Origin of the sequence: Rhodoluna sp. (genome assembly GCF_049276775.1) — a bacterium.
GTDB lineage: Bacteria > Actinomycetota > Actinomycetes > Actinomycetales > Microbacteriaceae > Rhodoluna.
This window is the reverse complement of sequence record NZ_JBASXC010000026.1, coordinates 26,824-49,615: the sequence shown is the minus strand read 5'-3', so window position 1 is coordinate 49,615 and position 22,792 is coordinate 26,824. Positions and strand designations below refer to the sequence as shown.

The following is a 22,792-nucleotide window of genomic DNA, read 5'->3' as shown; positions in this document are numbered from 1 at the left end:
TTGAGGTTATAACCAGTTGGATCGGCGGCTTTTCTCCCTTCAACTCTGAGAACAGCGTGAGTAAAAAGGAGTTGGAGCTCTGGGGTGCGACGATGGCAATCTTTGAATCGCTAAGTTTTGATTGAAGTTTTGCAAACGGGTAGCCCTGGCCCAGGCGTGCGAGGACCCCGTGCTTTTTCACAAGTTCAAGTCTAAGCAGTGTCACTCTCGGTCGGAGCATGGTATTTGCCTTGGGTGGCCTCGATACCGTTTCTGGCCATTTCCTCGAGCGCATCGGCTGCAATTTCGAGAGTCACGGCCAGCTCTGTCTTTTCAGATCCAGAAAAGTTTTTCAGAACGTAATCGGCGGCATCTGAAGTTCCAGGTGGTCTTCCTATGCCAAGTCGAATCCGAGCAAAGTCCTTAGTGTCAAGCGCAGCGATGATGTCACGGATACCGTTATGACCACCGTGGCCCCCACCCTGCTTGAGCTTGAAGGAGGCTGGTGGAAGATCCAGCTCATCGTGGGCAACAATTAATGACTCAGGCTCAAGTTTGTAAAAGCTCATCAACGATGAGGTCGGTCCGCCTGAAAGGTTCATGTAAGAAAGTGGTTTAGCCAAAATAAGTTTTGGGCCACCAATAACCTTGACCTCAGCAACCAGAGCGTTGGATTTATGAGCTTTGAAGTTCTCGCCAAACCTTGCCGCAACCACATCTAGCAGCAGCTGCCCAACGTTATGGCGGTTAAGTGCGTAGTTGGGCCCGGGATTACCGAGCCCAACTACTAAAAAGGTATTACTCAGCTTTCGCTTCCGTTTCCTTCTCAGCCTCTGTAGTAGCTTCAGCTGCTGCTTCAGCTGGTTCCTCAGTCTGACCGGCCGCGGTGACTACAACCGAAGCAACCAACACATCCGGTGCGATGTCCAATGTTGCTCCGGAAGGAATCATGATGTCCTTAGCCAATAAGTGGAAACCAGCACCTTCCTTGTTGAAGATTGCCTCCACGTATTCTGGAATTGTAGTTGCATCCACTTCTAGCTTTAGGGTCTTGTGCTCGAGATCGATTGTGGTTCCGGACAGTGACTCTCCAACCACGTGAACAGGCACCTCAACCTTTACTCGCTCACCCTTCTTAATCTCCATTAGGTCGACGTGCTCGATGACCTGAGTCACGACGTCCTTGGTGGCTGACTTCACAAGCACCAGCTGGGGTGTTCCCGCAATGTCAAGATCGATAAGGGCATTCTTGTGACGAAGCACTAGAGCAATCTCGTGAGCTGGAAGGGTGATGTGCCGAGGGTCTGAACCGTGGCCGTAGATTACAGCCGGAGTCTTGCCTGCAGCACGGAATTTACGAGCTGCGCCTTTGCCGAAATTCGTTCTAACTTCAGCAACAAGTTTATTTTCTGCCATTTTTTGTTCCCTAACTATTGTTTACAGACTCAATCCTGAACCTGTCTTTTATTTCTATCTACTCAAGCGTTGAACGCGAGGATCAGGGAACTTGCCCGAAAACCCCGTCGATAACGGCTTCCCGAAAGAAGCCCTCGCCGTTGTTATCTACAGCCTAGCTGGATGGTCGAAGCTTTATCAAACCTGCCCGAGCAACAAGCGCCAGGGCCAGGAGTGCCATACCCAAAACAAGAGATTGCAGCGGAACAAAGGCGGCTAGCAGACAGCAGGTGGTTAGCCCCAAGAGGGCAAGAAACTTAGGGTTCCACTGGCCAGCACCCAGTTGCTTTATGGCCGCCAGATTGGCAATGGCGTAGTAGCCAAGCACGCAGAAAGATGAAATCCCAATAGTCCAGACGATATCTCCAGAACTGATCAATGAAATTGCTATAGCCGCAAGCACTAGCTCCGCCGCCCAAGGGCTCTCAAACCTTTTGCTTTTGCGGGTCAGAACCCTGGGAAGCTCCCCGTCTCTTGCCATCGCCTCAGCTGTTCGGGAGATGCCGGCCAACAACGATAGAAGTGATCCCAAGCATGCTGCCGCGGCTATGACTATTACAACCTCACCAGCGAGCCAGGGCATCGCAAGGGCTGTGAACTCAAGAACCGGGGCAGCTGATTTTTCAAGTGACGGACCTAGCGTCCTCGAGAGGGCGTTTCCAACCAACAGGTACAGACTAAGTACAAACACCAAGCCGATTGTTATGGCTCTAGGAACATTTACAGCCGGGTTCCTAACTTCCTCCCCCAGGGTCGCCACTCTGGCGTAGCCGGCAAATGCAAAGAAGATCAAGGCCGCTGCTGAAATAATTCCAGTAATCGAAAGCTCAGTCTGCATAGAAGCGGAGTCTTGCTGTAAACCAAAAAACCCAACCAGTAGCAAAAGTAAAATTGTTGGGACGCTGAGTATCAGCGCACCCAGAGCAGTTCGGTTAATCCCAAAAAGATTTATCACTGTCATTAGCAATACCGCGCCAATTGCAACTTCGACCTTGGCGGCTGGATCAATGTATGCGGCTGCGGCAAGTGCGATTGCCGCAACGGATCCAATCTTGCCCAGAACAAAACAAATACCGGCTAAAAATCCCCAGCTCTTCGAAAGATGCTCGCGTCCGTAGGCGTAGGCTCCACCAGCCCTGGGCAAAACTTTGGATAGCTGCCTCATGCTCCTAGCGTTTAGGGCTGCAACCAATCCAGCTAGTGCTATGGCAACCAACAGGTAGGGCCCCGACAAAAGCGCGGCCGGGGCGAAAACCACAAAAACTCCGGCACCGAGCATCGACGCAATCCCGATCAGGGATGCGCCGCCAAGCGAGAGCTTAGGACTGGCCGGGGAAGAGGGAGGTGACTGAGTCATCGCCGAATACCGCGGTGATTGCTTTTGCAATAAGTGGTGCGATGGACAAGACGGTTAGAGTCGCAAATTCCTTATCCGGGGTAATAGGCAAGGTGTTGGTCACCAACACAGCATCAACTGCCCCGTCGGAGAGTCTTTCGACAGCTGGGTTTGAGAACACCGCGTGGGTCGCCGCAACTATTACGCGCTTAGCGCCGTTTTCTTTTAGGGCCTTGGCGGCCGCAACGATTGTGCCGCCGGTGTCAATCATGTCGTCCACCAGCACGCAGGTCCGCCCCTCAACCTCACCAACTAGCTCGTGAACGGAAACCTTGTTGGGGACATTTGGATCGCGGCGTTTGTGGATGATGGCAAGTGGGGCACCCAATCGGTCCGCCCAGATATCTGCAACCCTTACTCTTCCAGAGTCTGGAGAGACAACAGTTAGCTCCTCATGCCCCCAGTTCTGTTTTACATGATCGGCCAGCATTGGAAGTGCCCATAGGTGATCCACGGGTCCATCGAAGAATCCCTGAATCTGAGGTGAGTGAAGATCAACCGACATCACCCGGTTGGCTCCGGCAGCCTTGTAAAGATCTGTTACAAGCCTTGCTGAAATTGGCTCGCGTCCCTTGTGTTTTTTGTCTTGACGCGCGTAGGGGAAAAACGGCGCCACAACCGTAATGCGCTTTGCACTGGCCCGCTTTAACGCATCTACCATCAACAGTTGCTCCATCAACCAGTGATTAATTGGAGCCGGGTGGGCTTGAATGACAAAAGCGTCCACTCCGCGGACGCTTTCCTCAAATCGAACGAAGGTTTCCCCATTCGCAAAATCATAAGCGGTGGTTGGAACAAGAGTTGTTCCCAATAGTGCAGCGACCTCTTCGGCCAGACCTTGATGGGCTCGCCCGCTAACCAGTGCCAGTCTTTTTTCTCCGGTGGTCTTAATGCTCAACTGCGGGCTCCTAGTTTCTAGTTGGATTTTTTCTTGGAAGCTGCTTCTGCGGAGGTGGTGCCTGGTCGCTTAGCGATGACCCAGTCAGCGATACTGCGCTGTGGTGCAACGTTCATCCCAAGCTCCCCTGGAGCTATGTCTTTGCGAACCACTGTTCCGGCCGCTGTATACGCTCCATCTCCAATCGTAATGGGGGCAACAAACACGTTGTGTGATCCGGTCCTAACGAAGGATCCGATGGTCGATACGTGTTTCTCTACTCCGTCGTAGTTGGCAAAAATCGTTCCAGCTCCGATGTTTGAGCCCTCACCGATTTCTGCATCGCCGACGTATGAAAGATGGGGAACCTTGGATTTGGTTCCAATCTTTGCGTTTTTGGTCTCGACGAAAGAGCCGATTTTTCCGCCAACCCCAAGGTCTGTACCCGCTCGCAGGTAGGCAAAAGGGCCCACCTTTGCAGAGTCCTGAACGACGCTGTTCTCGATAACCACGGAAGGGCCAACCTCAGCTCCCGCTCCGATTGAAGTGAGTCCCCGAAGGTGGCTTGCAGGATGAATAATTGCGTCTTGACCGATAGTCACCGAAACGTCGATCCAAGTGGAGTCCGGGTCCAAAATCGTGACACCTGATAGCTGCCAAGCCTTGCAGATTCTGGAATTCAACTCTTTGGCAACCTCCGAAAGCTGAGCCCGATCATTGATTCCACGAACTAACCAGTTGTCCAAAACCATCTCAGCCATAACCGGGTTGTTATCCGCTACCAGCAATGCAGCAACATCAGTGAGGTAGCGCTCCCCTTGGGCATTATGTGATTCCAAATGCGAAAGAGCCTGACGAAGATGTTTGGAATCAAAAACATAGAGTCCAGCGTTGATCTCCTGGATGCCAAGTTCTTGCTCTGAAGCGTCAAGCTGCTCAACTATTTTTGAAACCTGTCCGTCTGAAGCTCGGACAATCCTGCCGTAGCCGGTTGGATCATCCACTAAGGCCGTCAAAATAGTTGCGGAGGCTTTACTTGAACGGTGTTTTTCGACTAGCGCGTTCAAGGTTTGAGTATCCATTAGTGGGACGTCGCCGCTGATAACTAAAACGTCTCCGTCAAAGTCAGTTGGAATCTGTTCAAGGCTGACCTCAACCGCTCGACCGGTTCCGGAAATCTCGTCCTGTTCAACCTGGATGGCTTTTGGAAAGTTGGTGGAGACGTACTCCCCAATAAGTTCTTTTTGGTGTCGGAGCACAACATACAAGCCACCGACCTCTAAAGAGCTTGCGGTTGCCAACACGTGACCTAGGAGGGTGCGGCCAGCTAGTTGGTGCATAACCTTTGGGGTAGCAGAAACCATTCTGGTTCCGTTGCCGGCTGCTAGTACAACGCAGACAAGCCCTCTAGCTGACATTTATTTCTCCCAATCGCTTTCCACGATGCTCCGCCCTCAGGATTCGAACCTGAACTTAACGGCTCCAAAGGCCGCCGTGCTGCCGTTACACTAGGGCGGATCGAAATCAATAACCTCGATTACAGGCCAAGTCTGCCAGAAAACGAGCGGGCCTCAGGCCCCATTCTCGCTTTCAGCTAGCCAAAGGGCTTCTAACTCATCACGTTTAGCCGAAAGTTCCGCGGACCTACTGGCCAGGGCCCCCAGACCCTCGTAATCATCTGGGTCATGGCTGGCTAAATCGGACTTTATTTGAAGCTCCTCAGCCTCAGCTTTGGCTATAGCCCTCTCCAGCTTCTGGAGATTTTTCTGGCTCTGTCGATCTTTCGCCCCGGAAGATTTCTTGACCTCGGATACCGGTTCCTTAGACTCACCTGATTTCCTAAGCTCTAGATAATGATCTACCCCTCGCGGAAGATGGCGAAGGGCGCCGTCACCCAGAAGGGCGTATTGCATATCCGTAGTTCGCTCCAAAAGGTACCGGTCGTGACTAACAACAATCAAGGTTCCGGGCCAAGAATCCAGAAGGTCCTCAACTTGCGCGAGCATATCGGTATCTAAATCGTTTGTGGGCTCATCGAGTATTAATAAATTTGGCTCACCAAAAAGCAGTCTTAGGAGTTGGAGCCTCCTTCTCTGACCACCGGAAAGATCCCCAATCGGAGTTTGAAGTTGAAGACTTGTGAAACCGAGCTGTTCAACCAGCTGAGAAATACCGACTTCCTTTTTGTCAACCACAAAGGTTCTTTTCTCCCTTGCGATTAATTCGAAGATACGCTGGTCAGCAAACTCATCAAGCTCGCGAACCTCTTGGCTCAAAATTGCTGGAACGACTGTCTTTCCGCGTTTCACTCTTCCGCTATCTGGAGCCAAAACCCCAAGAATTAGCTTCAGAAGGGTGGTCTTTCCTGCTCCGTTAGCACCGAGCAAACCAATGCGGTCTCCTGGCCCAAGTCTGAGAGTGACATCAGCGAGGAGGGTCCTGCCCTCAATTGAGTAGTGCAGGTCCTCGATGTCCAGGACATCTTTCCCAAGCCTTGTGGTTGCAAGTTTTGCGAGGCTCACGCTGTCTCTTGGCGGTGGCTCATTAGCAATGAGCTCGTTGGCGGCGTCAATTCGAAACTTTGGCTTTGTGGTCCTAGCCGGAGCCCCTCTCCTAAGCCACGCCAGCTCCTTACGGAGGAGGTTCTGCCTTCTTGATTCACTGGCGGCTTGGGATCTTGCTCTTTCGTTACGCTCGAGAATGTATGCGGCGTAACCCCCGTCATAAACATCCACCACGCCGTCGTGAACTTCCCAAGTCAAATTACAAACTTCGTCAAGGAACCAGCGATCGTGAGTCACGACCAATAATCCCCCCGATGACTTGCCCCATCGAGTCTTGAGGTGTCCTGCAAGCCACGCCACACCCTCGATGTCGAGGTGGTTGGTGGGCTCATCTAGCATGAGGATATCCCACTCATCAGCTAACAGCGCAGCTAAGGCAACTCTCCTACGCTGGCCACCCGAAAGCTCAGCCACTTTCTGGTCAAAATTAAAATCACCTAGCAGGCCCGAAAAGATATCTCGAACTTTTGAATTTCCAGCCCACTCGTGCTCGGCGAGGTCACCGATTACGACCTGTGAAATTGTCTGGTCCGGAGCAAAATTATCCAGCTGATCCAACATTCCAATACGAACATCGCTGCGCTTGGTTATTTGTCCAGCATCCGGTTCCTGAAACTTTGCGAAAAGCCTGAGCAACGTTGATTTACCGTCCCCGTTTTTACCGACGATTCCAATCCGATCGCCATCTTGCACTCCGATTGTGAGATCTTGAAAAACTTCGGTAGTTGCAAAGCTAAGCCGAATCTTTTCGGCTCCCAATAGGTGAGCCAACTAGTTCTCCAAGACGGTGCCGTTGAGCGAAGTGTGGGTCGCAAACGAAGGCAAACCGGCAACCGCCAAGCGGTTTACTATTTGCTCGGCATGGACTCTATCAAAAGCAAGATGAGCGATGGTCGGGCCAGAGCCCGACACCATTGATTTCAGAGCGCCCGCTTTTCTCCCCGCCTCAATAGTCTTGGAAAGCTCAGGGCGAAGTGCGAGGGCGGCATTTTCAAGATCGTTGTGCATGTACTCGGCAACCTCATACGCGTTACCTGAAATTAACGCCGCCACCAATAGTTCAGGTACCTCCGGCTGCTCAAGCCTCGACACATCAACTCCCGCTTCGACTCTCAAGACATCGAGTTTCCTGTAAACATCTGGTGTGGAAAGGCCCTCGGAGCTTGGGGTGATGACCCAGTGCAAAACTGCCGAAGTTTCGATTCTGGATAGTTTCTCTCCGCGGCCAAGCCCAATGGCCGTTCCGCCCCACAGAGAGAAAGGTACATCTGAACCAAGCTTGGCTGCTGCCTCGGGTAGTTGCCCTTCGAGGCCCGCATCAACTAAGCCGTTGAGGGCGACCAGTGACGCGGCTCCATCGGCAGATCCACCCGCCATGCCCCCTGCGATGGGGACGGACTTGTGAATTGTGTAGGAAATCATTTCGGGCCGAAGATTTGCCCCAAGCTCCTTCAGTTCAAGTGCCGCCTTGTAGACCAGATTTCGCGCGTCGGTGGGAACTAATTCCTTGCTCTCGGCTGCGAAGGGTCCTGCAAAGCTAATTGCGAAGGTACCTGCCATTTCAACGGAGACTTTTTCTCTCAGGCTAAGGGCTTGGTAGCAGCTAGCAACTTCGTGAAAGCCGTCTTTTAGAAAAGCTCCGACGGCGAAAAATACATTGACTTTTGCAGGGCTTGAAGCAATTACGAAAGCGCCCTTACCGACTCGGGTTTTCAGCATCTCTAAAACTTCCGCCCAGTAACTTTCCAACCTCAGACGCGAATCGTCGTCAGTAAATCCATCGAGCACTAGCTCAACCTGACAGATGTCTGTGTTCCATGAAGAGATAAAAATGGTGGCTCGCTCAACTCCATCGAAAGTCAGAACTATCTTTGAGGGTGAGGTTGCTGACGTGACTCGGGGAATGCGTGCTTGACCCCAGGAGGATGGGTCATTGAGAATACTAAATACTCGTGCGGCTGTGCTCGCATAGTGAGCTGTTGTGACTGCAGCTTTCATGCTTGAGCGGTGGTCTGTTTCGAAAATCACTTTTTTGTGGCCAGCCTTACAAAATCATCAATTATCAAATCTTCACCGCGAGCTTGTGGGGAAATCTCCGCTGCCGTTAGCAGTCGCTCCGCTTCGGCCGGTGAACCTGCCCATTCAGCTAGAGCCTGTCGAAGTGTCTTTCTGCGCTGAGCGAAAGCCCCGTCAATTACTCTAAACGCTTCTTGACGCAGCTGCTCCGGGAAAGCATCTTCACGTTTTTCGAAATAAACCAAAGCCGAGTCTACGTTTGGAATCGGCCAGAAAATACTTCTAGAAACCACTCCACCCGGCGATGCTTTGGCGTACCACGCCAGCTTCGCACTGGGAGAGCCGTAGGTCTTCGAGCCCGGAGCCGCCACCAGGCGAGCCGCCACTTCAGCCTGCACCAGTACCAGCCCCTTTTGAAGGGATGGGAAAGTCTCCATGAAGTGCAATAAAACTGGAACCGAGATGTTGTAGGGAAGATTCGCAACTAAGGCATCCGGCTCAAACGGCAGGGAGGACACGTTCATGGCATCGGCTGCGATGATGTGGCAGCTGTGGCCCGAGGCTCTCTGGTCCAGAGTCTGCTTGAGGCGCTCGGCCAATCGGCTGTCGTACTCAACAACCGCCAAATGATTCACTTTTTCTAGCAGTCCCAGAGTTAGAGACCCAAGGCCCGGACCAATCTCAACAACTTTGTCCCGCGGTGAAAGACCCGCCGCGGCGACAATTTTGCGAATCGTGTTGGGGTCAATCACGAAGTTCTGACCCAGTTTCTTGGTTGGTCGAAGATCAAGCTCCGAAGCTATTCTTCGAACTTCCCCCGAACCTAAAAGTTCAACCACTAGTTGTCCCAAGATCCGTAGACCTCGATAGTGTTTTTTGCCAGCTTGCCTGATAGCTCGTTGGCGTCCATTTCCAACTGGTCCGCCATAAATCGAACCGTGATCGGGACAAGGTAGGGAGCATTCGGACGTCCTCGAAGCGGCTCGGGAGTCAAGAACGGGGCATCGGTTTCAACCAGAATGAGTTCTCTCGGCATAGCCTTTAGGGAATCTCGCAGGTGCTGATTTCGCTTGATAGTTATGTTTCCAGCAAAAGATGTGTACCAACGATTTGCCTTGCAAATTTCCGCAAGGTCAGTGTCCCCCGAATAGCAGTGAAAGACTACTTTTTCGGGAGCCCCCACCCGGAGCAAAGTCTCCACTACTTTTTCATGGGCATCGCGGTCGTGAATTTGCAACGCAAGATTGTGGTCTTTAGCAATTTGGATGTGACGCTCAAAAGAATGCTGTTGAAACTGGATTCCTTGAGAATCCTCCGTCCGATAAAAATCTAAACCCGTTTCGCCGATTGCCCTTACTCGATCTTGCTTTGCAAGTTGAGCGATCTCGTCTATGTCAGCGTCGAGAGCTTCGAGAGTTTCATACTTGGCAGCCTCGTTCGGATGAATAGCAACGGCTGCCAACAGGCGTGGTTCTTTCTCGGCAACCTCAGCGCACCACTTAGAGCTTTCTAGAGTGACCCCAACTTGAACCGCTCCCAAAATTCCAACCTGAGCTGCAAGGCTTAGGTGGTCTTGGTAGTCCATCGGCTGATCGCCATCGGCTATTTCCAAGTGGGTGTGATTATCGTAAGTTCCAACAAGCAGTGGTTCGGGAAGTTCGGGATAACTCAGATTCTTACGATTTCCGTCAGCATCAAAGAACTGCCTAGACCTTATATGCTCGTTCACTTTTTTCTGAACTAGTTCTTGTCTTCTTGTTCAATCCTTGGAAACAAGGACTCTAATTCGCCGATCTTTGTCCCAGGCTTGATCTGGTTCCAGTTGGCTGCTTCAAGAATTGATTGGTTTGCGAGTTCCCCGAGTGAATGACCAATCGCCGCCCATAGCTTGGCACTGGCCTTTGGGGTGAAGGGAGATAGAAGTACCGCAAGGGCCCTAACGCCTTCAAGAGCGGTCGCCAAAATAGTTGCGAGCCTTTCTCGGTTAGCTTCATCCTTGGCTAAAATCCAAGGCTCCTGCTCGGTGAGGTAGCCATTTAGTTCATCTACCAAAGTCCATATGGCTGTCAATGCATCCTGGATGGCAACCTCGTCCATTGCCTTATCGGCCGCCTGAACGGCGGCCTCGGCAACTGCAGCTATTTTTTTGTCAGCCTCCGAGAGATTCTTCGCCTCTGGCACTGAACCATCGAAATATCGATGCACCATTGCAATAACCCGAGAGGCTAGATTTCCAAAACCATTTGCTAATTCAGACTGATACCTAGCTGATAGATCTTCCCAAGAAAAAGACCCGTCCTGACCGAAAGCAATGGCGCTCATGAAGTAGTAGCGGAAGGCATCTGAACCAAACACGTCTGTGATCTGAGTTGGAGCAATTCCAGTTAGCTTGGACTTTGACATCTTTTCGCCTCCGACCAGAAGCCAACCGTGAGCAAATACGCGCTCTGCAGGCTTCAAGCCAGCTGCCATTAGCATTGCTGGCCAAATTACAGCGTGGAATCTCAAGATGTCTTTTCCAACTACCTGAATTGACGCCGGCCAAAGGGTATCTAATTTTTGCTGGTCTTCTCCGTAGCCAATTGCGGTGATGTAATTTAGTAGAGCATCAAACCACACGTAGATGACGTGATCGGTGTCCCAGGGAATATCAATTCCCCAGTCGAACTTGTCTTTTGAACGGGAAATGGAAAGATCTGTTAGCTCCCGCTTCACAAAGGAAATAACTTCGTTTCTGGCGGACTCCGGCTGAATAAACTTTGGGTTCTGCTCGTAGTAATCAAGCAAAGGCTGCTGAAATTCGCTGAGCTTAAAGAAGTAGTTGGTTTCCTCAAGTCGTTCAACCGGTTTTGAATGAATGGCGCAAACCATCTCTTCCGCAAACGCACCCTCCCCCTCAACTAGGTCAGAGTCTGTTTTGAACTCTTCGCAACCAACGCAGTAGTTTCCCTCATAGGAACCCTGATAGATAAAACCCTTCTCCTTTAGGTTCTGCAGGAAGTGCTGAACGTTCTTTTTGTGTCTTGGCTCTGTGGTTCGAATAAAGTCCTGATTATCAATGTCCAGGGTCTCGAGAAGCGGTAGCCACGAGTCGTGCACCAGCTTGTCCGCCCAAGCCTGCGGGGTTGAGTTGTTGGCGCTGGCGGTTCGAAGAATCTTCTCTCCGTGCTCATCGGTTCCGGTGAGCAAAAAGGCATTGCTACCCTTCTGTCGCTGCCAGCGGGTCAGAACATCAGAGGCTACCTCGGTATAGGCATGACCGATGTGGGGTGCGTCATTTACGTAAAAGATGGGAGTCGTGACGTAGAAGGACTTTCCCGATGGACTCACGCTAGACATGGGTACAAGCTTAACCGAGCGAGCCAGACTAGAGGTGCTTGAGAGCTAATGCGTAGAGTTCGGAGCTCGAAACCCCGTACTCTTTGGCCACGGCGCCGCTGGCCTGCTTGAGGCCTTCGCCTTGAGACTTCAGAGTAAGAACTCGCTCCACCAGCTCCTCCATGTTCCAAACCCTTGGCTCAGCTCCTGCAATGACAAGCACCAGCTCCCCTTTTAGGTCTTTAGCCCACTCGGCTAACTCCGAAAGGGTGCCGCGCTTAGTCTCCTCAAACTTTTTGGTGAGCTCTCTCGAAATCGAAGCTTTTCGAACGGGTCCGAATACCGCCACCGCATCCCGCAAAGATTCCTGAATTCGGTGGGGTGATTCGAAAAAAATAATGGTTCGTGACTCATTGACCAACGAAGTAAGCATCTTGGTCCGTTCCCCAGATTTTCTTGGTAAGAATCCCTCGAAGCAGAATCGGTCGGTGGCTAAACCAGAAACTGCAAGAGCCGAAATCACCGCCGAAGGGCCGGGAACAATTTGAATCTCACAACCCGCCTCGCTGCACGCTCGAACCAAAGCGAAACCAGGATCGCTAATGGTCGGCATTCCCGCATCGCTCACCAGCACTAATTCTGCGGTTAGGGCTATCTCAACAAGTCGATCGAGTTTTTGTAATTCGTTTTGCTCATTTAGGCTAATCAGCTCAGCATTGAGTTTTATCCCTAAATGATTCGCAAGTTTGAGTAAAGTCCTGGTGTCTTCGGCGGCGATAACTTTGGCTTGCTCAAGAGTGAGTCTCAGTCTGGCCGAGGCATCGCCAATGTTGCCGATTGGTGTTGCTGCCAGGATAAGCATTCGTTTATTGTCCCAGAAATCTAAGTTCACTTGTTTATTAGCATGGGCTTATGCTCAAGATCCAAAGAAAGACAATTGAGATCATTGGTATCGCGCTAGTGGTGTTAATTGCCGCGCTAACCAGGCTCTGGAATTTGGGCTTTCCAGCCAAGCTGGTTTTTGACGAGACCTATTACGTCAAAGACGCCCTAACCCTAAGCGTCGAGGGTCACGAGAAATCTTGGCCCGATGGTGCAGATTCGTTATTTGCAAATGGTGAGCTATTTGGCTACCTAAGCAATGCGGCTTTTGTGGTTCACCCACCACTTGGCAAATGGCTTATCGCATCTGGAATGTGGCTTGTCGGACCAGACCAGAGCTCTGGGTGGCGACTAACAACTGCTGTGATTGGAATCTTTACCGTCGCTCTTTTGATGCTGGTCGCTAACCGGCTTTTCAAGTCGGTCGCGCTGAGCATTGCGGCGGGTTTGCTTCTAGCTATTGATGGTCTAGCGATAACAATGTCTAGAACGGCGCTTCTGGATGCATCCCTCACTTTTTTCTTACTCTTGGGGTTTTTGTTTTTCCTAATCGATCAGGAAAAATCCAGAGTTCTGATTGCCGCAGCAATCAAGCAATCGACCAACTCGGTACTTTGGTTTAGGCCTTGGTTGATTCTCACCGGCGTGACCCTTGGGCTTGCAAGCTCAATCAAGTGGTCGGGTCTATACCTTCTGGCGGGAATCGGTCTCTACGTGGTGGTTTCTGAAACTCTGCTTAGAAAAAATTCCGAGGAAAAGACTTGGCTAACAAACGGGGTCCTATTCCAAGGCGCCTACTCTTTTCTCTCTCTGGTGCCTGCTGCGCTGGCGGCCTACCTAATGACCTGGCTCGGTTGGATCTTAGGATCTAACGGATACGTAAGGAACTGGGCGGCTGAGAATGCGCTACCCGGAATCTTTGGGGCTCTTCCCAACTGGATGCAGTCGCTGTGGCACTACCACGAGATGATTTATCGATTCCACATAAGTCTTTCAACCGAGCACAACTACGAAGCTCACCCGATTGGTTGGCTTGTTGGGTTTCGACCGACCGCCTTTTTCTACGAGACCTATTCGCTTGGAGAAAACGGTTGTGAAATTGCAGCGGGCTGCTCCTCAGCCATTACGGCCCTAGGTAACCCGCTTGTCTGGATTGGGTCAACGGTGGCGCTTTTGTACCTCGTCTACCGATACTTCAGGAGCCGCGAACGGATCATCGGACTCACACTTTTAGGTACCGCGAGTTTGTATCTGCCCTGGCTGGTTTTGTCCGAGCGGACCGTTTTCCAGTTCTACTCGGTTAGCTTCCAGCCCTGGCTAATTCTGGGTCTGGTATTCGCCCTTCGGCAACTTCGCCGACAACTAAACAACGTAAGTCAAAGTTTGGCAACAGCGGTAGTTCTTGGCTTTTTTGCCCTAGCTATCGCACTTTCTCTTTTTTTCCTACCCGTTAACATCGGATTGTTTTTGCCCTACGAGTTATGGCAATTGAGGATGTGGCTGCCGAGCTGGGTCTAGCTTTTTCTGGATTGCCTCAGCTTTGGGCAATACTAGGACTTCGGAATAAATCGCTTAGGAAAGGCCTCCCTCTTGCCAGTATTTGCAGTCAGCTACGGCTACGGCGCAACAGCTGATCAGCTTAATGAAGTTAGGCCCATTCACCGCGAGTGGTTAGCTGGCCTATTGGAGAGTGGTCAGCTACTTGCATCGGGGCCCATGGTTGATAATCCCGAGGCGCTTTTGATTTTTGTCTCGGATTCAGCGAGCAAGCTAGCGGAGCTTTTGGACAATGATCCGTTCGACATCGCGGGCTTCATCGATTCGCGCTCTATTCAGCAGTGGAACCCGGTGTTTGGACCGTTTAGCTCTTTTTAGTCGCCGACTTTTTTTCCGCCGGCTTATTGGTAGCTTTTTCTGAAGAATTCCCGTTTTTCTCATTGGCAGTGACACTCAGGCTGATGATGGTTGTAATGATCAAGGTTGAAACGATTACACCAAGCGATAGCTCTGTTGAAATCTCAGGCACGGCCTTGATTGGTTCCCCACCGTTTACGAAAGGGAGCTCGTTCTTGTGAAGTGCGTGAATGACAAGCTTCACACCGATCCAGCCCAGAATTATCGATAGCCCTACCGCAAGGTATTTGAGTCTCTCCATAAGACCGCTGAGCAGGAAATAGAGCTGACGCAAGCCAAGCAGAGCAAATGCGTTTGCCATGAAGACAATGTATGGCTCGTTGGTAAGTCCGTAAACAGCAGGAATGGAATCCAGAGCAAACAGGACATCTGTAAAGCCGATTGCAACCATCACCAAAAGCAATGGTGTGATGTATCGCTGACCCTGCTTGATGATTGTCAGCTTTGTACCGTGATACTCATCGACGGTTCTAAACCGCTTCTTTATTGTTTCGACGACTTTTCCACCAGGAACAACGTCGTCTTCTTCTTCTTTGAAGGTATCCCAGATCAGCAAGGCTGCCGTGTAGAGCAAGAAAGCTCCAAAGATGTAGAAAACCCAGCTGAAGTTCTCAATTGCTGCGGCACCAAGTGCGATAAAGATACCTCGCAAAACAAGAGCCAAAACAATTCCCACCAGCAGAGCTTGGCTTTGCAGGTGCCTCGGAACTTTGAACTTAGTAAAGATGATCAAGAACACGAACAGGTTGTCCACCGAAAGGGACTTTTCTGTAATGAAACCTGCCAGATACTCGCCGCTGAACTGAGCACCCCAAACATCTCCAACGACGAAGGTGAATAGCAGGGCTAAGGCTATGTAGATAGTGCTCTGAATTGCAGCTTCCCTAAAGCTTGGCTCATGTGGACGCCGAACCTGATAGATCAGGTCCCCGATGATGACTGTGGAAATTATGCCCACAGAAAGAAACCAAACCCACGGGGCAACAACCATTACTTCAGACAAGACAGACCCAACTTCTAAATAACCAATTGAGCCAAGATTAGCCCCTCGCCCATAATTGTATGAGACTGTCTAATAGGGACCTTCCAAGCCAATCAAAAGGAGCAGCCATGCGTGTACTAATCTCTGGCGCTAGTGGCCTAGTCGGTACCGAAGTGGCCCGCCAGCTCATTGAAGCAGGCCATGAGCCGGTCAAGCTAGTTCGAAGAGCAGCTAAGGCAGCGGATGAAGTTAGCTGGAATCCTAGCCGTGGCGAAATAGACCCCGAAATCATGGAGTCTGTCGATGCTGTCGTGAACCTAGCCGGTGCAACAACGGGCCGCATCCCCTGGACCAAAAAATACAAGAAGGAAATAGTTTCATCCCGCATCGACTCGACCAGAACACTAGTGACCGCAATCAACCGAGCCGAAAATCCTCCAACTGTCCTGATAAGTGGCTCGGCCTCGGGTTTCTATGGCGAGGGTGGGTCAACCTGGTTAACAGAGGAATCCCCCAAGGGGAAAGGTTTCCTATCTGACCTCGCTCACAACTGGGAGCAAGAAGCAATGAAAGCTAAGGCACGAGTCGTGCTGGTGCGTACCACCCTAGTCATGAGCCGAAAGCGCGGAGCCCTTGGCCCCCTAATGCCACTTCTCAAGCTCGGGGTTGGCGGGCCTATCGGATCTGGCAAGCAGTTCTGGGCTTGGATCAACCTGGTCGATGAGGCGGCGGCGATTATTCACCTAATAAAAACCCCAGGTCTTCACGGCCCGTTTAATCTAACTGCCCCAGAACCAGCTACCTGCGAGCAAATGATTGTTGGACTCGGTAAAGCCATCAAAAGGCCTACCTTCTTCAGAATCCCAGAGTTTGCCATGAAGCTATTCATTGGCGAGGCTGCAGAGGAGTTGCTTCTGGTTAGTCAAAAGATGACCGCCAACAAACTTATGAGTTCTGGGTTTAGATTCCGCTACCCGGACCTTCAGTCTTCGATCAACTGGGTTGTGGCGAAGCCCGACTAGACAATCTTTAGAAATAAGAAAACCCCACTCGTAAATGAGTGGGGTTTTCTTATATGAAAGAAAGAAAAATTACTTCTTCTTCGCAGCTGGCTTACGCTTCGCAGCTGGCTTACGCTTTGCTGCGGTCTTCTTCGCTGCTGGCTTCTTAGCTGCAGTCTTCTTTGCAGCTGGCTTGCGCTTTGCTGCAGTCTTCTTCGCTGCTGGCTTCTTAGCTGCAGTCTTCTTTGCAGCTGGCTTGCGCTTTGCTGCAGTCTTCTTCGCTGCTGGCTTCTTAGCTGCTACAGCTTTCTTGGCAGCTGGCTTGCGCTTTGCTGCGGTCTTCTTCTTGGCTACGGCCATTTTTTTTACCTCTTCTACTTCAGCTACGGTCTCAGTGGCAATGTCGTGAGCAAGGTTGCCCACTGCCTGAGAGACCGGCTGTGCGTTATTTCGGAATATTCTTTTGATGCGGTCTAATGCGTTCAATTGCTCTCCTACTTAGATTAATTTAAGTCTAGCGATTTAGCATGAAATTACGCTGTAGCGCGTCTCTTGCGCAAGATTTTATTTATTTCCTCTTGCGTGTCGAAATTCTTCCCCGAGTGATTAATTTCGGTGACAGTCGCTACATTTGGAATTTCAAGTTCACCAATTCGACTTCTATATGTAGGTGAGGGTAGCGGGTTTGGTGTCCAAGCTCTAGGGTCGCTTTCCGCGCCAATACTGGAAAGAGCGGGCTCTTTCCAGGAATTGGCAAGGTTGACTGTCATTTCGGTTTTCGACATGGCAACCTCAACTAGCAACTTCCTAATTTCACTTGAGGCCTTCATCGCGACCCATAGCGTGAACATTCCCACTAGCAAACCAAATCCGGTCGCTACAAAAAGTAGCGGAATTTGGAGAGCGAAAAACGCCGATGTGGCAGATCCCGAAAACGCTAGGAGTGCCAAAACCGACATCGTGTTTTTTGTTTTCGTGAGTCTTATCGCCCGGTCAGCTGCAAGCCGAAGCTTGGAGGAAACCTGGGTTGAAGACTTTACTTCTTTGACCTGTTTCCGAACCTCAGCCGCACCTTGACGACTGTGAGATCGATCAACTCGATTTTGGAACCAGGACGGGATAAAGACCGCAACCCATAGACCGGCAATGACTAACATCATTAGTCCCCCCAGTGCTGCGCTTTGATCCATGTATCAAAGTTAGAGAAGTTAACACGGCGTGTTGCGGATTTACTTGGGCGTGTCCATTTTTGAATTCCAGGGGTATTTTTGCTCTTTTACCTCTCCTCGGACAAAGATTTTAAGCAACCCGTTTGGTAATTCTTCTTTCGTGATTGCAAAAACGTAGTGATCTCTCCAGTCACCATTGATGTGGATGTAGCGCTGCTTGAGTCCTTCGTACCGAAAGCCCAGCTTCTGTATGACTCTTAGGGACGCTGCGTTCTCGGGACGCACATTAATTTCCACCCGGTGTAAGCCAACTTGGTCCATTAGATAGTCGGTCACCAGCGCTACGGAGACCGGCATCACTCCCCGGCCTGCGACCTCTGGGCTAACCCAGTATCCGAGCACAGCAGAAGAAACAGATCCATACATAACGTTGGCGACGTTTAGTTGACCCTGAACCTGTCCTTGAACCTCGATAACAAACGGTATGCCCGATTGATCGTCGAGCTGTCGAAGAAGACCTCGAAGCTGTCCCCTCACGTCGAAAGAGTTTGGACTCTCGGGATTGGTGGCCTCCCAGGGCCGAAGCCACGGACGGTTTCCAAGAATGAGTTTCTCTAGTTGCTTCGAATCCCTCATCTTTGCAACGCGAAGCTTGATATCGCCATTTACAAGTATCGGAGAAGTAGCCACGATGGCTAGATTAGTTCAATGACTGAGAATGTGGCGGACCTCAAAGCCAGGCTCCGAACTACTGTGCTCAAAAACCGCAGCTCTAGCTTTGCTTCCGAAACCGCCGAGCGCTATGGAAAATTGCTAATGGAATTGTGCTCCCAAGTTGGCGCTCGAACAGTAGGTGTTTATCTTTCGTTTGGATCCGAGCCAGCCACCGACTTATTTATCCTGAAGGCAAAAACTTCGGGGCTTTTGTTGGCGGCTCCTAGAACCGGACCTGAATCCAGTATGGAGTTTGGACTGCTGGAGGGCCCGACCGCCTCGAGTGCTCTTGGTTTTTTACAACCGGTCGGGGATGTGGTTGAGCATAACGAACTTGATTTGATTATTGCCCCAGCTCTTTCGGTTGACAAGTTCGGAACCAGACTCGGTCGCGGAGGAGGCTTTTTTGACAGGTACCTGGAAGATTTTCAGGGCCCGGTTGTGGCAGTCGTCTACCATGGTGAATTTGTCAACGAATTACCCTTTGAGGCACACGATCGACCCGTGAGCTTTGCGGTAACGGAAGATGGGATAAAGCAACTACCGCTGAAGCGGTAAAGTTAGAACTTCCCCAATAAAGCAAGAGAGAATCTCAAATGCCGACATACAGCTACGTTTGCAAAGCGTGCGAACACGGCTTCGATATTTGGCAGGAGTTCTCGGCGGAACCCGAGACGGTTTGCCCAGAGTGCGGCGGGGAAATCAGAAAGGTCTTCGGTCAACTCGGCGTCAGCTTTAAGGGCTCTGGTTTTTATAGAACCGATTCCAGAGCATCAGGATCCGAAAGCTCCTCGGGGTCAAAGCCAACTAAATCTGATTAGCCCCAGTGCGGAGGCTTGTCTTCTCGAAGCCGCTGGTCGTTGGAATCTTCCGGGTCTCCCCAAGCCGACGGGGTATCTTCAAAAGCCTTGGGCTCCATTTCAAAAAGCGGCTGAGGCTTTTTTGTGATCTCTATTCCAAGCTCCATGGCAATGCGCCGAGCCACTAACTCGGGGTCCGCAAAAAGTTCAAAGCTTGGAACCCGAATATAAATCCACCCCATCAACTCAAGCATCATCGGTCTGAGCCTGTGACGCTCAGAGAAATTGTGTCCGAGAAGTCCCCAGTCCGGCTCCACAACTGCCGCCTTTTCGCCAACCGAAGCCACCAACTTGAGCCTCGGCGAGAAGTTGGTTCGCGTCGTGACCCCGAGCTTGGCTAAGCGAATAGCCAAATCGGAGATCATCGGATTCACATCAGGCTCAATAACACTCGGTTTTGGGTTGCTAATTTCGGTAAGCATCTCTCGCAGCACGTCGCAGCCAACTATGGCTGGGTCGGTTAGGTCGGCAGGCTCTAGGGCGCTGACCACGGTGATATGCTTCCTGGCTGATACCAGCGTGTTTGCAAGGTAGCGGCTTCCGTCGCGGTGAGAGATTAGCCCGAGAGATTTAGGGGTTGCCCCAGAGGGGTTTTTTCCAAAACCAACCGAGAAAATTACTCGGTCCGCAATCCGGTGAGCAAGATCCTGAATGGTTGTGATTTCAAATTTTTCACGGCCGTGGCCTTCAAAAAACTCAGCGAGGTGTGTCTTGTCTCGCATGCCAAGCTCTAAAGCCTCATCTAGTCTTTCGGCGTGCTTCACGCTTGCTGTCGCAACCAGAAGTGAATCCTGAGGAGTCCAGAGAGCGTGATTGAAAATTAACTCGATGGTTTGGGCAACTTCAGAATCCAGGCTTTCTGGGTCCTTCGCCTTTGACTCACCGACCCGGTCTAACTTGGCGTTAGTGCGGCCGAAGTAGCTATGTACGGTTGGTTCAAAAGTAATTCGGTTGCCATAGAACTCGGCATTTATGTAGTCGCCGAGGGCCTGGCCGGCTAGTCGGTAGCTCCTGCGAAGTACCTCAACCGGCATGACCTTCTTGGCGGCAGAAAAAATCGATTCGGGAAGCGACCTTTCACTTTCCACCTCAGGCAGGCACTCAAGGTTGAATCCGGTGGCGGCCGCTATCGCGTCGTCGCCAAACACCACAGCCTGATTTGCTCTCATGAGTCCGCTGTAGTTTTCTGCTATCGAAGAGCCCGCTCCATCCAGTACCAGCACCACGTCAAAGACATCACCCTTGGATAAAACGCTTGGTACCTCGTAGGGAGAGCACATAACAACCGGGACAAGTGCTTGGTAGACATTCGGAGCGAGGGTTTGGACTTCACTCAACACTGCACGCTTTAGTTTGAGGAGTTCTTTCAGGGTCTGAGCCTCTGAGGGGAATAGCTCAAGAGCTTGCTTCCAACGCTTTGAAAGTTCAAACGAAACCGTCTTTGAACCTTCTGAAATTAGATCTGTCTCAGCCTTGGCAAAGCGCTGCTCGTTGGCCAGGACCTCCTCGTGGTTTCCAACCAAAGAACTGCCCGATCTTTGAAGCAGGGTCTCAAGAGCAGATTTCCACCAAGCCAACTCAAGCTCAGCTTGAAGAGCTTCCTTGGGAGTGTGGAGTTTTGCAAGCTCAATCGACAGTGCTCCGAGACCGGCCTCGTCCAATCGGGACTGAGTCATTGACCGCTCCGAATAGTTATCCAAAATTGCCGTATCCTCGGCTAGCGACCGAAGGGTTCCACGAAGGGTTTCAAGTGGTTGTTCGGTTAGCTCCGTCTGCGCATTCGAAAGGTGAGCTTGCAAAACCTTGAGTTCTTCGACAAATGAATTTACGGACAGCTGAGCATCCTTGATTCCAAGTGGAACCTGAGGTGGCTTTGCCACCAGGCAGTGTCTTGCCCATGCATCGCGCTGAGCCTGAATGTCTTTCAGAGCAACATGTAAATCAGAAACAAACATACCTGGACGTAGGTATTCCTTAGCTAGTTTCTTGAGTCGGCGCCGATTAGCACCATTCATTACCGACTTATCTTTTCTAGGTGCAGTTGCCAAAATCAACTCGGTTAGCGGACGATCAAAAACCTCGGGCTTGAACTTATCAAGCGATTGCCTAATTCCAACAAATAGCTCTAGGTAGCTAACCCAGTCCTTAACCGTTTTGGCCGGAACGAACTCGACGGCTTTGGTGAACTCAGCCAACTGCTCCGAGAGCGCCTGGAAGCTGCCCTGGTGCAGGGCTCTTGCGAGTGCGACTCGGGCCTGAACCTCCTGAGGGTTATCTAGCTTTGATCTAAACCACGCCGAGTCCTCTGGACCAATCTCGAATTCGCCAAGTTCCGCAGCTTGCCGAAGCAGGGTCATAGCGAAAGTTAGGTCGCGGTGCCTGCCTAATTGATCGGCGTCGATTCTCGCCTCGTTTACCGGAGGCTTGTGGCTTGCGGCCAGCCGAGCCAGATGCTCAAGGGCCTGCTCGATGCTGACACCGAGTTCTCCATCGACCTTTTCAAAAGAGGTGAAGTAGTTCGAGACTTGTTCCCTGGCGCTATCGCGCAGGGTTGCAAGTGACTGATAGTTTCCTGCCTGAGCTTTTTCGTTTCTGGAAATGGCGCCGATCATGTCAAGCCAGGTTGAGCTGGATCTAACTCCCAGTCCCTGAAGGCCTATCTGCGAAATTCGATCAGCTAGTTCATTTAGGGTTTGGCGTCTTGGTGCCAAAACCAAAACCCTTTTGCCCTGGTGGGCAAGAGCCGACATCAAAAGCACGACCGTTTGGGTATAACCACAACCTGGCAGCGTCTCAACCGCAAAGCTGAATCCAGCTAGAGCCTTGGAAACAATTTTGGTTTGCGTCATATCCGAATCGGTCACAGCGATTGGATCCGCAATGCCCTGATCGCTGCTTACGGTTGGTGGCAGGTTCTCACTGAACAGTTTTAGGACCGGATTGTCAACTTTCCTAAAATCAGCAGCCAGCTCGATAGCGGCCGAAGAGAAGTTTGAAATCGCTAGCAAGCGCTTTAGCTCCGGCGCACCGGCTGACTCCGTGAGAGCTGCGATGTGATCGAGGACCCTAATTGGAATCGGGTCGGATCCGACCTGGACATGGGTGAGCAAGTCCTCGTTATTGAGTCTGACCCCGTAGGCGTTGTAAAGAGCGGGGGCAAGGGCTGGGTTGACGATTGCCTTTCTAGAAAGACTTAGCTCAAAATCGTCGTGCTTACGAACTAAATTCACCGGCCACAAAAGCACCGGCATTCGAAGGTCGAATCCGTCGGTGGTTAGGTCGACCAAACCGCTGGCCATATAAAGAGTCTCAAGACCGAAGTGCTCCGAAAGCGCAAGTTGCTTAGCTTTTATTCTTCTGGCGGCAGATAGAGCTCTCGAAAAAGACAGTGGGTCGCGAACCAGGTTTGATAAAAGCGCTGGGCGCCCAGTAACAAACTGTGCGAGGCCTCCGGGGTGAGCGCGGTCTAGGTTTATCTGTCCGAATGAATTATCGCGAAATTGACTCAGTGGATCTGAGCAGCCGATTTGCTTGATTTCCGATGCCCACAAGTCAAAGCTGTTTTCCGCAGCAGATTGATCGGGGGTTTCAGAATTGGTCATGCTTCAAGACTAACTTTGCGACTCTGATTTTTAAGCTGCCTCGCCAAGGTGTTGGGGTATCTT

At 51.2% G+C, this 22,792-nt stretch carries 22 protein-coding genes and 1 tRNA gene; 5 read left to right on the top strand and 18 right to left on the bottom strand.

Features of this window, described 5'->3' with window-relative positions; genetic code table 11:
• The 13 genes from WAO31_RS02180 to rsmI form a co-directional block, all read right to left on the bottom strand.
• Nucleotides 1-181, bottom strand: a 181-nt coding sequence (locus tag WAO31_RS02180; RefSeq protein ID WP_509589675.1) for a hypothetical protein, incomplete at its 3' end; no start/stop codon positions are given.
• Nucleotides 182-191: 10 nt separating this feature from the next.
• Nucleotides 192-785 (bottom strand): aminoacyl-tRNA hydrolase, encoded by a 594-nt coding sequence (gene pth / locus WAO31_RS02175; protein ID WP_509589678.1) that lies wholly within the window; start codon nucleotides 783-785, stop codon nucleotides 192-194.
• Nucleotides 778-1,395 (bottom strand): 50S ribosomal protein L25/general stress protein Ctc, encoded by a 618-nt coding sequence (locus tag WAO31_RS02170; RefSeq protein ID WP_509589673.1) that lies wholly within the window; start codon nucleotides 1,393-1,395, stop codon nucleotides 778-780. Before WAO31_RS02170 ends, pth begins: the two co-directional genes overlap by 8 nt.
• Nucleotides 1,396-1,549: 154 nt before the next feature.
• Complete coding sequence (locus WAO31_RS02165; protein WP_509589670.1) at nucleotides 1,550-2,791, bottom strand: APC family permease; 1,242 nt, start codon at nucleotides 2,789-2,791, stop codon at nucleotides 1,550-1,552.
• Entirely contained in the window at nucleotides 2,754-3,728 is a 975-nt protein-coding gene (locus tag WAO31_RS02160) for a ribose-phosphate diphosphokinase (RefSeq protein ID WP_509589667.1), read from the bottom strand. The genes WAO31_RS02165 and WAO31_RS02160 overlap by 38 nt, the downstream gene beginning before the upstream one ends.
• 17 nt (nucleotides 3,729-3,745) lie before the next feature.
• The gene (gene glmU / locus WAO31_RS02155; protein WP_509589664.1) at nucleotides 3,746-5,125 is read right to left on the bottom strand and encodes a bifunctional UDP-N-acetylglucosamine diphosphorylase/glucosamine-1-phosphate N-acetyltransferase GlmU; all 1,380 of its coding nucleotides are present in this window, start codon (nucleotides 5,123-5,125) and stop codon (nucleotides 3,746-3,748) included.
• Nucleotides 5,126-5,153: 28 nt separating this feature from the next.
• Nucleotides 5,154-5,225 (bottom strand) — tRNA-Gln (locus WAO31_RS02150).
• 53 nt (nucleotides 5,226-5,278) lie between these two features.
• On the bottom strand, nucleotides 5,279-7,042 hold the full coding sequence (locus WAO31_RS02145) for an ABC-F family ATP-binding cassette domain-containing protein (RefSeq protein WP_509589661.1): 1,764 nt from the start codon (nucleotides 7,040-7,042) through the stop codon (nucleotides 5,279-5,281).
• Nucleotides 7,043-8,299 carry a 4-(cytidine 5'-diphospho)-2-C-methyl-D-erythritol kinase gene (locus WAO31_RS02140; RefSeq protein WP_509589658.1) on the bottom strand — a complete coding sequence of 419 codons (1,257 nt, stop codon included), beginning with the start codon at nucleotides 8,297-8,299 and terminating at the stop codon, nucleotides 7,043-7,045.
• On the bottom strand, nucleotides 8,296-9,126 hold the full coding sequence (gene rsmA, locus WAO31_RS02135; protein WP_509589655.1) for a 16S rRNA (adenine(1518)-N(6)/adenine(1519)-N(6))-dimethyltransferase RsmA: 831 nt from the start codon (nucleotides 9,124-9,126) through the stop codon (nucleotides 8,296-8,298). The genes WAO31_RS02140 and rsmA overlap by 4 nt, the downstream gene beginning before the upstream one ends.
• Nucleotides 9,126-10,016, bottom strand: a complete 891-nt coding sequence (locus tag WAO31_RS02130) for a TatD family hydrolase (protein WP_509589653.1) — start codon at nucleotides 10,014-10,016, stop codon at nucleotides 9,126-9,128. The genes rsmA and WAO31_RS02130 overlap by 1 nt, the downstream gene beginning before the upstream one ends.
• An 11-nt stretch (nucleotides 10,017-10,027) precedes the next feature.
• Nucleotides 10,028-11,626 (bottom strand): methionine--tRNA ligase, encoded by a 1,599-nt coding sequence (metG, locus tag WAO31_RS02125; protein WP_509589650.1) that lies wholly within the window; start codon nucleotides 11,624-11,626, stop codon nucleotides 10,028-10,030.
• A gap of 28 nt (nucleotides 11,627-11,654) precedes the next feature.
• On the bottom strand, nucleotides 11,655-12,497 hold the full coding sequence (rsmI, locus tag WAO31_RS02120; RefSeq protein WP_509589647.1) for a 16S rRNA (cytidine(1402)-2'-O)-methyltransferase: 843 nt from the start codon (nucleotides 12,495-12,497) through the stop codon (nucleotides 11,655-11,657).
• Nucleotides 12,498-12,517: 20 nt separating this feature from the next.
• Between rsmI and WAO31_RS02115 the strand changes: the two genes are divergently transcribed.
• The gene (locus WAO31_RS02115) at nucleotides 12,518-14,005 is read left to right on the top strand and encodes a dolichyl-phosphate-mannose--protein mannosyltransferase (protein WP_509589644.1); all 1,488 of its coding nucleotides are present in this window, start codon (nucleotides 12,518-12,520) and stop codon (nucleotides 14,003-14,005) included.
• Between the two features lie 72 nt (nucleotides 14,006-14,077).
• On the top strand, nucleotides 14,078-14,362 hold the full coding sequence (locus WAO31_RS02110; RefSeq protein ID WP_509589641.1) for a YciI family protein: 285 nt from the start codon (nucleotides 14,078-14,080) through the stop codon (nucleotides 14,360-14,362).
• Here the strand turns inward: WAO31_RS02110 and WAO31_RS02105 are convergent.
• Nucleotides 14,349-15,404, bottom strand: coding sequence for a TerC family protein (locus tag WAO31_RS02105; protein WP_509589638.1), 1,056 nt, complete (start codon nucleotides 15,402-15,404; stop codon nucleotides 14,349-14,351). The genes WAO31_RS02110 and WAO31_RS02105 overlap by 14 nt on opposite strands.
• 107 nt (nucleotides 15,405-15,511) lie before the next feature.
• On the opposite strand from WAO31_RS02105, the gene WAO31_RS02100 reads away from it, so the two are divergent.
• On the top strand, nucleotides 15,512-16,405 hold the full coding sequence (locus WAO31_RS02100; protein WP_509589635.1) for a TIGR01777 family oxidoreductase: 894 nt from the start codon (nucleotides 15,512-15,514) through the stop codon (nucleotides 16,403-16,405).
• Between the two features lie 69 nt (nucleotides 16,406-16,474).
• On the opposite strand, the gene WAO31_RS02095 is transcribed toward WAO31_RS02100, so the two are convergent.
• From WAO31_RS02095 to WAO31_RS02085, 3 genes are read right to left on the bottom strand one after another with little or no spacing between them, the layout of a single operon-like run.
• Nucleotides 16,475-16,870, bottom strand: coding sequence for a hypothetical protein (locus WAO31_RS02095; protein WP_509589633.1), 396 nt, complete (start codon nucleotides 16,868-16,870; stop codon nucleotides 16,475-16,477).
• Nucleotides 16,871-16,917: 47 nt separating this feature from the next.
• Nucleotides 16,918-17,574 (bottom strand): hypothetical protein, encoded by a 657-nt coding sequence (locus WAO31_RS02090; protein ID WP_509589630.1) that lies wholly within the window; start codon nucleotides 17,572-17,574, stop codon nucleotides 16,918-16,920.
• A 39-nt stretch (nucleotides 17,575-17,613) separates the two neighbouring features.
• Nucleotides 17,614-18,243: a GNAT family N-acetyltransferase gene (locus WAO31_RS02085; RefSeq protein ID WP_509589627.1), complete on the bottom strand. Its 630-nt coding sequence runs from the start codon at nucleotides 18,241-18,243 to the stop codon at nucleotides 17,614-17,616.
• 18 nt (nucleotides 18,244-18,261) lie between these two features.
• On the opposite strand from WAO31_RS02085, the gene WAO31_RS02080 reads away from it, so the two are divergent.
• Nucleotides 18,262-18,825 carry a 5-formyltetrahydrofolate cyclo-ligase gene (locus tag WAO31_RS02080; RefSeq protein WP_509589624.1) on the top strand — a complete coding sequence of 188 codons (564 nt, stop codon included), beginning with the start codon at nucleotides 18,262-18,264 and terminating at the stop codon, nucleotides 18,823-18,825.
• 38 nt (nucleotides 18,826-18,863) lie between these two features.
• Nucleotides 18,864-19,088: an FmdB family zinc ribbon protein gene (locus tag WAO31_RS02075; protein ID WP_509589622.1), complete on the top strand. Its 225-nt coding sequence runs from the start codon at nucleotides 18,864-18,866 to the stop codon at nucleotides 19,086-19,088.
• On the opposite strand, the gene WAO31_RS02070 is transcribed toward WAO31_RS02075, so the two are convergent.
• A complete protein-coding gene (locus tag WAO31_RS02070; RefSeq protein ID WP_509589619.1) occupies nucleotides 19,085-22,729 on the bottom strand; it encodes a hypothetical protein in 3,645 nt (1,214 codons plus the stop codon). The two genes, WAO31_RS02075 and WAO31_RS02070, sit on opposite strands and share 4 nt — an antisense overlap.
• Between the last annotated feature and the right edge of the window lie 63 nt (nucleotides 22,730-22,792).

Coding starts and splice junctions, on each gene's coding strand:
- WAO31_RS02080 (WP_509589624.1), top strand. CDS start 18,262: ATGACTGAGAATGTGGCGGACCTCAAAGCCAGGCTCCGAACTACTGTG.
- WAO31_RS02090 (WP_509589630.1), bottom strand. CDS start 17,574: ATGGATCAAAGCGCAGCACTGGGGGGACTAATGATGTTAGTCATTGCC.
- glmU (WP_509589664.1), bottom strand. CDS start 5,125: ATGTCAGCTAGAGGGCTTGTCTGCGTTGTACTAGCAGCCGGCAACGGA.
- metG (WP_509589650.1), bottom strand. CDS start 11,626: ATGTCTAGCGTGAGTCCATCGGGAAAGTCCTTCTACGTCACGACTCCC.
- WAO31_RS02070 (WP_509589619.1), bottom strand. CDS start 22,729: ATGACCAATTCTGAAACCCCCGATCAATCTGCTGCGGAAAACAGCTTT.
- WAO31_RS02100 (WP_509589635.1), top strand. CDS start 15,512: ATGCGTGTACTAATCTCTGGCGCTAGTGGCCTAGTCGGTACCGAAGTG.
- WAO31_RS02170 (WP_509589673.1), bottom strand. CDS start 1,395: ATGGCAGAAAATAAACTTGTTGCTGAAGTTAGAACGAATTTCGGCAAA.
- WAO31_RS02075 (WP_509589622.1), top strand. CDS start 18,864: ATGCCGACATACAGCTACGTTTGCAAAGCGTGCGAACACGGCTTCGAT.
- WAO31_RS02165 (WP_509589670.1), bottom strand. CDS start 2,791: ATGACTCAGTCACCTCCCTCTTCCCCGGCCAGTCCTAAGCTCTCGCTT.
- WAO31_RS02115 (WP_509589644.1), top strand. CDS start 12,518: ATGCTCAAGATCCAAAGAAAGACAATTGAGATCATTGGTATCGCGCTA.